The following is a 1,779-nucleotide window of genomic DNA, read 5'->3' as shown; positions in this document are numbered from 1 at the left end:
GCCCGACAAGCACCTCAACCTGCCGCAACTTCATGACAATCTCTTCAGGTTTGTGCCGCTTCGTAGCCATGTCGATCCTCCGTTCTCCTAAACATAACGGCGGACCACTTCACTGGGGGAGGATCAGGACAGCGCGGGCGATATTCTGGACGTGATGATCCAGAAGGCGCTGGGCGGCGATAGCGCTGCCGCGCAGTTGGTTCTGTCGCGAGTCGTCGCGCCCCTGCGGGCGGACAGCGGGCGGGTGAAATTTGACTTTGACGCTTCGTTGCCCATCAGCCAGCAGGTTGAGAGGGTTCTGGATGCTGTAGCCACAGGGAAGGTCAGCCCAGAGGTTGCGCAGCAGATCGTCAGCGCCATTGGCACCTTGTCGTCGGTGCGGGCGACCGAAGAATTGGAACAGCGGATTACGATGTTGGAAGCGAAGGCGGTGAACTGATGCCGATGATTTGCACAGGCAGGAACCACGTCATCGTCCGGCTACCGTTCGCGACCGACACGGTGGTCGCCACCTACTTCCCGTCGCCGCGTGGGCGCTACCTGCTGGGCACGCAACCCATCGCCAAGATGGACGCTGCGTTGCGCTTCGCTTTGTCGATGGCGGAGTTTATGGACGGACCCATCACCGTGCATCCGGCGGAGAGCGCCGAGGCACTGGACTACCTGCACCTTGCCGCTGACGCCCACCAGTTCGCTTTCGCGGGCAAGACCCCCGAGGTGCGTGCGGCGGGACGCGAATTGCTGCTGACCCTCGATAAGTGGGAGAACATCAGGAAGCGGAAGGGGATGCCCTGGGAGCGGCTGCAATGAGGCGCGGACCTGACCAGTGGCTGAGCGGCAGGGTATGGGACGATGACGACCACAAGCCGCGCTATACACCCGCGCCCGAGAACGACCCGGAGGTTGTGCTCGTCAACGGGCACTACTCCCGCCGCGGGACGGCGCGTCACGACCCCGACACCAGCCCCACGACCGCTGATGTTGAGGCGATGCGGCAGCGCACGCTTGAGGCGGCGAAAGAAAGGCAAGCCTATGCGGACGCCAACTTCGCCGCGGCCCTGCGCCTCGGGGCGGCGCTAAAGGCTCTGCGGGGCGAGGAATGAGCGTCCGGGGGCTCCTTGGCCGGGTTCAGCGACTGGAAACGGCATGGCTGCCGCGACCATCGCCAATCGTCCGCGCCTACGGGAGCTTCGCCAACTTCGAGGCGCAGTGCCGGGAGGAAATGGCAGCGGGCGCGCTGGACAAGGACTTTCCCATAGAAGCGCTGGCGCAGTGGGAGGCGGACGGAACGTGGCAGGTCGTTCGTTGAGATAGCTCAACTGTAGCGGCAGGAGTTGGCTTCGCTACGGCACGCGGTCCAGCCAACCGCGCTAGGCATAGCGTTGCGTCGTTCCCGCGAGACCAGCCAAGCGCCCCGGGAAATGGGTTTCGGGGCGCTATAGTTTCCTCTGCTTTTGGTTGTACTTAAATGTCGCATTGCAACCATATATGGTAGTCGGCATGGCAACAGATGGAATCTAATATGGCAAGATGTACAGCACCAGTTCAGGGTCATCGTTCAGCGGCCGCGGCCGCCAATTGTCCCGCATGTGGTGGTCGGTATGTTCGCTACGGAGGCCACAGTTCTTACTCGTCCTACACCCCGTCTTACAGTAACCGGCCGGATTGGGCCGCAGTGGCCGCGATGATCTGTGATAGGCTCGCGGCATGGAGATTGACCGAGACCGGATCGACGACGCCGTTCTGGGTCTGATGTGGTTGACGCTGCATGATGAGCGG

4 protein-coding genes are annotated in these 1,779 nt (G+C 62.5%); all 4 read left to right on the top strand.

The window, feature by feature from the left end; all coding sequences use genetic code 11:
* The first annotated feature begins 154 nt into the window (after nt 1-154).
* From OEZ60_RS22060 to OEZ60_RS22045, 4 genes are read left to right on the top strand one after another with little or no spacing between them, the layout of a single operon-like run.
* Complete coding sequence (locus OEZ60_RS22060; protein ID WP_263341009.1) at nt 155-439, top strand: hypothetical protein; 285 nt, start codon at nt 155-157, stop codon at nt 437-439.
* On the top strand, nt 439-810 hold the full coding sequence (locus tag OEZ60_RS22055) for a hypothetical protein (protein WP_263341007.1): 372 nt from the start codon (nt 439-441) through the stop codon (nt 808-810). The genes OEZ60_RS22060 and OEZ60_RS22055 overlap by 1 nt, the downstream gene beginning before the upstream one ends.
* Nucleotides 807-1,103, top strand: coding sequence for a hypothetical protein (locus OEZ60_RS22050; protein ID WP_263341005.1), 297 nt, complete (start codon nt 807-809; stop codon nt 1,101-1,103). Before OEZ60_RS22055 ends, OEZ60_RS22050 begins: the two co-directional genes overlap by 4 nt.
* Nucleotides 1,100-1,309: a hypothetical protein gene (locus tag OEZ60_RS22045; RefSeq protein WP_263341003.1), complete on the top strand. Its 210-nt coding sequence runs from the start codon at nt 1,100-1,102 to the stop codon at nt 1,307-1,309. The genes OEZ60_RS22050 and OEZ60_RS22045 overlap by 4 nt, the downstream gene beginning before the upstream one ends.
* The last annotated feature ends 470 nt before the right edge of the window (nt 1,310-1,779 follow it).

The sequence above is a fragment of the Albidovulum salinarum genome, assembly GCF_025673475.1.
Lineage (GTDB): Bacteria > Pseudomonadota > Alphaproteobacteria > Rhodobacterales > Rhodobacteraceae > Albidovulum > Albidovulum salinarum.
This window is presented reverse-complemented; position numbering and strand designations above follow the sequence as displayed.